Origin of the sequence: Micrococcus sp. HMSC067E09 (assembly GCF_001812555.1) — a bacterium.
GTDB classification, from domain to species: domain Bacteria; phylum Actinomycetota; class Actinomycetes; order Actinomycetales; family Micrococcaceae; genus Micrococcus; species Micrococcus lylae.
Map to the genome: position 1 here is coordinate 1 of NZ_KV809448.1, position 6,710 is coordinate 6,710.

Sequence of the window (6,710 nt, forward strand, 5' to 3'; positions counted from 1 at the left end):
CAACAACGTCATGCCCTCCTACAGCTAGCTGGTTGATGAATTCCTCCGGGGCGGCCACGTCCAGGTCCCCGGGGCGGGAGATGCAGAACCCGGTATCGAGAACGAGGTCCTCGACCTCGGCCCCGTAGCGGTGGGCTATCCGGCGCAGCCAGGAGGTGAGTGCCTCACCGGTGACCGGGGCCGGGTGCACCGGCCACCGAGTGCTCACAGCAGCTCGCGTTCGAAGACCCGGCGGCGTTCGGTCGGCCCGGTGTAGTTAGCCATCGTCAGGGTCCGGTGGTCGATGGCCTCGAGGCCGGACTCGACGGCGGCCACCGCGGCCGCGGTCAGCAGGTGGGCCAGCTCCCCGATGGTGCCCTCGCTGCGGGCCAGCAGGTAGCGGGCCATGTCCTCGGTGTCGATCACCGATGGTTTCCGAAGGGGGAAGGAGGCGGCGAAGCTGGCCAGCAGGGATCTCGCCTGGTCGTCGGCCTCCCAGAGCGGGAGCACGAAGGGTTCGAAGCGGTTCTCCAACTGGTCATCGGAGCGCACCGCCAGGTAGGCCTCGCGGGTGCCGACCCCGACCAGCGGGATGCGCAGTTCGTTGCCCAGAAACCGCAGTAGGTTCAGGAACTCCCGACGGGTGTCCCCGCGACCGGCCAGCACGTTGTGCAGCTCATCAACGACCAGCATCCGCGCCCCGACCTCGCGCAGCAGGGACAAGGCGAGGCGTTCGAGCTCCACCAGACGAGGCCGGGGCCGCAGGGGTGCGCCCAGGACGGACAGGATCGCGGTGTAGAACCGCAAGGGTGATGGTTCCGAGGGCATCTGCACGCACACCACCGGGACCTGCTCCCGGTCCGGTTCGGAGCTGGGCGGGTGCTGCCGGCGGAAGCGCTCGATGATCATCGACTTGCCGTTGTTTGTCGGGCCCACCAGTAGCAGGTTGGGCATGCGCTGCTTCGCCGGCCAGCCGAGCATGGTCTCCAGACGCTCGACGGCCTCGACCGCCTTCGGGTAGCCGATCCAGCGGTCCGCGCGGATCCGCTGGACCCGCTCGGCCGCCGGCAATCGCGCCACCGGCTGCGCGGCCGGGTGCAAGTGGGACAGCTCCAGCGGCTCGTACTCGTTGGCATTCACCATTGCTCGATCTCCCCGAACCGGGCCACCACATCCAAGTCCGTTGGTACGACCGGTGGTTCCGGCACCGGGGGCGTCGGCCTCGTAGTGGTCGTCCCGGTCTGGGTGCGGCGTTGCCTCTCGCGGCGGGTGCGCTTGGTGGTCTTCTGGGCGGTCTCGGAGATGGTGCGCATCTGCTCGATCATCCGGAACAGGCCCGACTCGTCGACTTCGGTGGCCCCACGCTCGCGCAGCCGGGCCAGAGCCTGCCGGTGCTCCCACACGCTGACCGCCGGGTTCGACAACGCCCGATACGGGACCTCGATGTACGCGGTGTCCTCGGGGTCCAGCACCCAGATGCGGCTGATATCGCGCGGATCCCGCCGGATGAGGAACCGCTCCAGGGCCTCGCGGCGTGCGATCCACGGCTTGAGCGCATTGGCGAAATAGTGGACATGGTCCAGAACAAACCCGGTGCGCGTGAGCTTGCGGCGGAACACGGGCAGAAAGTCCACTAAGAACGCCGTCGGGTTGGCCGTCGTCATCGGGGTACTGGTCGCTGCGACCGACTCGACCCACCGTCCGGCCGGGGTCTGGCCCAGCGTGGAGTGCACCGTGCCGTGGTAGGTCGCCACAGCCAACACCAGCCACCGCTCCAACTCGGCAATCGTCAGTGCGGCCATCTTCTCGGCGTCGTACGCTCCACGCTCGACTGGGTTCGAAAACGTGGTCCCCGGCAGCTCGTGGATCTGTCGCATGGCCGTGCCGATGACCCGCTCGACGATCCCGCCGTAATGCGGCCGGCCCAGCGGGCGGTAGTCGAGGCTGATACCGTGCTGGTCGCACCCGCGGGTGAGCGCTTCGCTCTTGAACTCCCGAGCATTGTCCACATACAGGGCCTTCGGCTTGCCACTCATCGGCCAGGCCGCGTCGATTCCGAGCCGCTCCAGCCAGGGCCGCTTGTCACCGGCCGCATGGGCCAGGCACAACCCCACCGACACCGCCGAGGGCGGCTCCAAGGTCACCACCATTCCAACCAGACACCGACTGCACACGTCGATGGCCACCGTCAGATACGGCCGTCCGATCGGCTGACGGTCACGGTCATCGACCACGATCAGATCCATGACCGTGTGATCGATCTGCACCTGGTCCAGGATCGACTCGACTACCGGAACCTCGTCCCCGGCCGATTGCAACGGCCGGACGCTCTCGGCCCCCTCGCGCCGCCGGCCCACCTCGACCGGATTCATCCGAGCGATCCGCGCGGCCACCGTGTTCCGTGCCGGAGCCGGCAGCCCCTGCACGGCGCAGGCCCGCGTGATCTCCCGATGCAGGGAGGCAATGCTGCGCTTCTGCCGGGTCAAGTACCGCTGGCGCACCAGCTCACGGATGATCTGCTCCACTGGCTCCGTCAGCCGGCCCCCACCCTTGCCACCATCCGATCGCCGGGGGACAAGATCAGTGACCAGGCCCGAGCCCCGCCGGTACCGCTCCAGCAGCACGTACACCCGGCGCCGGGAGATCCCCAGCTCCATCGCGGCTTCGTCGACGGCAGCCAGTCCCACTGGATCGTGCTCGGCCAGGCGACCGATCACCCCGGCCCGCAACCGGGCCTGCTCCCACTCACGCTCGGGCACCGCAAGCACGCCCGGTCCAGCCATCTCATCCTGGTCGCCGTCCACGCCCGCCTCCTCATAGAGAACAGGACTACTGAGCAGATGCGACGCTAGTGCACAGGACTACTGAACGACCAGGGCTCGGGAGTCGACGACACCACCCCCGAGAGGACGGGCCCGAGAGCGCAGTCGACTTCTGAAAATGACACGAGGACTGAGCTCGCTCGACGTACGGTGAAGGATCCCCTTACGGGCAGGCGATCTGGGCTGACGCCTGTGACCGAGTGTTCAGTTCGCACTGTATAGTTCAGTCCATGATGACTATTGCTTCGCGTCTCGACGTGATGAACCGCCTGGGTCGTGCACTGGCCGACCCCACTCGATCCCGGATCATCTTGACCCTGCTCGACCATCCCGCTTACCCGGCGGAACTGGCCCGAGATCTGGACCTGACACGCCCGAACGTGTCCAACCACCTGGCATGCCTGCGCGATTGCGGGATCGTCGTCTCCGAGCCCGAGGGTCGTCGGACACGATATGAGATCGCCGATTCGCACCTGGCGCAGGCGCTGACGGCACTGGTCGATGCCACCCTGGCAGTGGACGAAGACGCCCCGTGCATCGATCCCGCCTGCTCGCTTCCCGGATGCGACGCAGCTGGGGAGGGCGCATGATCCTCACCTCGGTCTTGCAGGCGATGGGCCTGTTCGCAGCGACCAACATCGACGACATCATCGTGCTCTCCCTCTTCTTCGCGCGAGGGGCAGGCCAGCGCGGCACTACCGCCCGCATTCTGGCCGGCCAGTACCTCGGATTCGCCGGCATCCTCGGTGCCGCGGTCCTGGTGACCATCGGCGCCGGAGCATTCCTGCCCTCGGCAGCCATCCCGTACTTCGGTCTCATCCCTCTGGGCCTCGGCCTCTGGGCCGCATGGCAGGCCTGGCGCGGAGACGATGACGACGATGACGACGAGGCCAAGGTTGCCGGCAAGAAGGTCGGCGTGTGGACAGTCGCAGGCGTCACCCTTGCCAACGGCGGCGACAACATCGGCGTCTACACCCCTGTCTTCCTCAGCGTGAAACCTCTCGCAGTAGTCGCCTACTGCATCGTCTTCCTCGCGCTCGTCGCGGTCCTGGTGGCCCTGGCAAAGTTCGTCGCCACCCGCCCCCCGATCGCCGAAGTGCTCGAACGCTGGGAGCACATCCTCTTCCCCATCGTTCTCATCGGCCTCGGCATCGTGATCCTCGTCAGCGGCGGAGCCTTCGGACTCTGACGTAGCGGCAGCGATCCAAACGGCCCCGACCGGGCGCACCCCTCTCGGTTCAGACCGCGACACCTACCTGCGGCCAGTCCTGCGTGATCGCGGCAACAAGACCGCCACGGAGCGCTGCAAAAACCCCGCCACCAAGCGAACGAAGCCACAGGGCAGGGCGTGTAAAGGGGTATACCCGGCTCGACGGCCAATAGGACGAGCGCGGGCAACGGAGCCACCCTGCATGAGAGATCAGGATCGGTGGCCAAGCGCGCTGACCAGGAGGGGAATCGTCCTGACGCGCTGAGGAGCACCGTAGCGCCATGCGGCGGGCACCGGTGGATGAGCGGTCAGGCAGGGAGCGGCGGTAGACCGAACAGGACGTAGATCGTGCTGAGGACCGGGATGATGCGCTGTGCAGACTCGTCCGCGAGGGTCTCGACGGCCTTGTTTAGGAAGCGCTCGAGCAGGCTGGCTGGGATCTTGCCGTCGCCGTCCTCCACCTGCTCCTCAAGCATGTTCACGCGCGTCAGCAGGTCACGTACGGCGTCAGAATCGCTGAGGCCCTCCTCCGCGTGCAGCACCTCGCGCAGCTGCTCGAACTGTCCCGCCAGCGCCGGGCGGTCCTGGCTCTGGACGGTGAGGGTGACGTTGCTCCTGTGGCCGGCTAGGGCCACGTTCGACCCGTTGCCGGTCTGGACGTTCTGAGTAACGGAGTTGTCGTGGTGGTTGGTCACTGAGAACCCGCTTTCTGCCGGCGGCCACACGAAGGGAGTCTGGTAGGCGGCCACGAGATCAAGGCCTGCGGACGTGAGTACGGGCCGGTACGAACTGGTACTACCGGGCTCGAGGTAACCATGAGCCTCGAGGTCCGAAGACGCCTTCTGAATCTGACGATCGGTGAGGTCCAGGGCCTGGAGGTCGTCGTAGACGCCGGCATCATTGGGACATGCCTCGGCTGCTTCTAGAAGCAGCCACTGGGCCTCGACGCGCGGGTATGCCCGAGCAACCCGCTCGGCGTCGAAGGCACACCGGGGCAGGACAGCAATCGGGATACAGCCAGCCAAGGGGGTGTTCTTGGGGATCATCTCGAGCTGCATGAGCTCTCGGGCGGCGACTTGGACACGGTCGGGTGGGCACACCTCAGTGGGGATGTCCCGCAGGTGCTGGCCGACGAGGCCGTTGGTGTGGACGTAGTTCAGGACGCGGAGGGTGAAGATCGTGGGTCGCACGAGACCTCGCTGTTCTGTCGTGGCGGGTCACTACCCCGCCGTGCTGTGTACTGGAGCCTTCACGGTAGCGGCGAGGGCGGACGCGATAGCCCCCGGCTCCTCCAAGGAGGCCGGGGGCTCACGGGGAGAGCGTGCGGCAGTCAGGCGAAGGGTCGCCCCAGGGCCTTCCACTGCTCCTCGAGCTCGGCGCGCCAGCCCTTCGGTGGCAGCCACGGCACGCCCCAGGCGGCCAGCTGGGCCTTGGTCCATCCGCCGGCCGGCGTGCGCGCGGCAGCGACCTCGTCCGGGCTGGGCGTGCTCGGCTCGTCACACATGGGAGAGGACGCATGACCAGCACCCCTACGCGCGCCAAGCGCAAGCAGACCGCCCGCGAGCTAGCCGAGCGATTCGGAGTCTCGCCGCGCACCATCCGCCGCACCGTCGCCCAGGAACGCGCGGACTACTTGGCGGACGCCGCCGCACGCCATAAACGCATTCGTGCTCTGCGCGCGGAAGGGCTCTCCATGCGCGCCATTGCTGCCAAGGAAGGCGTCACCGTCGGGACGGTGCACTACGCGATCCACAAGGACGACTGAGACCAGCAAGAAAGCCCCTCAGCGTCTCAACGGAGGACCAGCGACATCAGAAGGCTCTGACACGGAAACGTGCTCTACTCCAAAGTGCGAGCTCCTAAGGGCCGCGATGAACGCCAACCGGCCATCAGCATCGCCTAGGTGTGATGTCCAGGGAGGTTGTTGAGCCTGGTGGCAGGCACGGCGCCGATCGCGGAGTGGACGCGATGATGATTGTAGAAGTGCAGCCATCCAGGCAACGCGGCCCTGCGCTCCGTCTCTGAGCTATAGAACCGGGCGTAGGCCCACCCGTCAGCGAGCGTGCGATGGAACCGCTCAATCTTCCCGTTCGTCTGCGGCCGGTAGGGCCGAGTCCGCTTGGGCTTGATCCCGAGCTCGGTGCAGGCATCACGCCAGGCATGCGAGCGGTAGGCCGAGCCGTTGTCCGAGAGCACCCGCTCCACCTCCACGCCCAGGCGCGCGAAGTGGGCGACCGCGCGGCGCAACACCGCGATGGCCGTCTGGCTGCGTTCATCGGAGTGCATCTCGACATAGGCGAAGCGGGAGTGATCATCGATCACGGTGTGCAGAAAGCCCACCCCGAGCCGGGGCTGATATCGGGCATCACGGGTTCCTTCGCGGTCCGAGGTCGCCGCGCGGTGCTTCATGCCCTGCTGACGCCCGACGAATCGGTGTCCGCCCCCGTCGGGGATGCGCCCGAACTTGGTGACGTCGACGTGGATCAGCGACCCGGGGTGGGGGTGCTCGTAGCGGCGGATCGGCTCGCCGGTGACCCGGTCCAGACGGGCGAGGCGGTTGATCCGGCAGCGCACGAGCACGGCATGGACGGTGGAGGCCGGCATCCCGAGTTCTCCAGCGATCTGTGCCGGCCCCAGGCGTCGGCGCCATCGGGCGGCCACGATCTGTTTTGTCGCGCGTCAGACTTAGTGGCAGGGCT

At 67.2% G+C, this 6,710-nt stretch carries 7 protein-coding genes and 2 pseudogenes; 3 read left to right on the forward strand and 6 right to left on the reverse strand.

Features of this window, described 5'->3' with window-relative positions:
* The 3 genes and pseudogenes from HMPREF2863_RS08220 to HMPREF2863_RS08230 form a co-directional block, all read right to left on the reverse strand.
* Nucleotides 1-208, reverse strand: a pseudogene (locus tag HMPREF2863_RS08220) (hypothetical protein); the annotation flags it as partial.
* On the reverse strand, nt 205-1,122 hold the full coding sequence (locus tag HMPREF2863_RS08225; RefSeq protein WP_049147597.1) for a TniB family NTP-binding protein: 918 nt from the start codon (nt 1,120-1,122) through the stop codon (nt 205-207). The pseudogene HMPREF2863_RS08220 and the gene HMPREF2863_RS08225, both read right to left, overlap by 4 nt.
* Nucleotides 1,116-2,783, reverse strand: coding sequence for a Mu transposase C-terminal domain-containing protein (locus HMPREF2863_RS08230; RefSeq protein WP_141756396.1), 1,668 nt, complete (start codon nt 2,781-2,783; stop codon nt 1,116-1,118). Before HMPREF2863_RS08230 ends, HMPREF2863_RS08225 begins: the two co-directional genes overlap by 7 nt.
* Before the next feature lie 248 nt (nt 2,784-3,031).
* On the opposite strand from HMPREF2863_RS08230, the gene HMPREF2863_RS11570 reads away from it, so the two are divergent.
* Both HMPREF2863_RS11570 and HMPREF2863_RS08235 read left to right on the forward strand, forming a co-directional pair.
* Nucleotides 3,032-3,391: a Cd(II)/Pb(II)-sensing metalloregulatory transcriptional regulator CmtR gene (locus tag HMPREF2863_RS11570; protein WP_017488126.1), complete on the forward strand. Its 360-nt coding sequence runs from the start codon at nt 3,032-3,034 to the stop codon at nt 3,389-3,391.
* Nucleotides 3,388-3,990, forward strand: a complete 603-nt coding sequence (locus tag HMPREF2863_RS08235) for a cadmium resistance transporter (RefSeq protein ID WP_070639392.1) — start codon at nt 3,388-3,390, stop codon at nt 3,988-3,990. The genes HMPREF2863_RS11570 and HMPREF2863_RS08235 overlap by 4 nt, the downstream gene beginning before the upstream one ends.
* Nucleotides 3,991-4,319: 329 nt before the next feature.
* Here the strand turns inward: HMPREF2863_RS08235 and HMPREF2863_RS08240 are convergent, their stop codons facing one another.
* Both HMPREF2863_RS08240 and HMPREF2863_RS12085 read right to left on the reverse strand, forming a co-directional pair.
* Nucleotides 4,320-5,201 (reverse strand): hypothetical protein, encoded by an 882-nt coding sequence (locus HMPREF2863_RS08240; RefSeq protein WP_049147382.1) that lies wholly within the window; start codon nt 5,199-5,201, stop codon nt 4,320-4,322.
* 140 nt (nt 5,202-5,341) lie between these two features.
* Nucleotides 5,342-5,515 (reverse strand): hypothetical protein, encoded by a 174-nt coding sequence (locus tag HMPREF2863_RS12085; protein ID WP_168165774.1) that lies wholly within the window; start codon nt 5,513-5,515, stop codon nt 5,342-5,344.
* A gap of 12 nt (nt 5,516-5,527) precedes the next feature.
* Between HMPREF2863_RS12085 and HMPREF2863_RS08245 the strand changes: the two genes are divergently transcribed.
* Nucleotides 5,528-5,776, forward strand: coding sequence for a MerR family transcriptional regulator (locus HMPREF2863_RS08245; RefSeq protein ID WP_049147384.1), 249 nt, complete (start codon nt 5,528-5,530; stop codon nt 5,774-5,776).
* A gap of 134 nt (nt 5,777-5,910) precedes the next feature.
* Here the strand turns inward: HMPREF2863_RS08245 and HMPREF2863_RS08250 are convergent.
* A pseudogene (locus HMPREF2863_RS08250) lies at nt 5,911-6,684 on the reverse strand (IS481 family transposase); the annotation flags it as partial.
* Nucleotides 6,685-6,710: the final 26 nt, after the last annotated feature.

What these genes read in the sequence shown, in the direction of transcription:
- HMPREF2863_RS08225 (WP_049147597.1), bottom strand. Translation starts at nt 1,122, where the DNA reads ATGGTGAATGCCAACGAGTACGAGCCGCTGGAGCTGTCCCACTTGCAC.
- HMPREF2863_RS11570 (WP_017488126.1), top strand. Translation starts at nt 3,032, where the DNA reads ATGATGACTATTGCTTCGCGTCTCGACGTGATGAACCGCCTGGGTCGT.
- HMPREF2863_RS08235 (WP_070639392.1), top strand. Translation starts at nt 3,388, where the DNA reads ATGATCCTCACCTCGGTCTTGCAGGCGATGGGCCTGTTCGCAGCGACC.
- HMPREF2863_RS12085 (WP_168165774.1), bottom strand. Translation starts at nt 5,515, where the DNA reads ATGTGTGACGAGCCGAGCACGCCCAGCCCGGACGAGGTCGCTGCCGCG.
- HMPREF2863_RS08245 (WP_049147384.1), top strand. Translation starts at nt 5,528, where the DNA reads ATGACCAGCACCCCTACGCGCGCCAAGCGCAAGCAGACCGCCCGCGAG.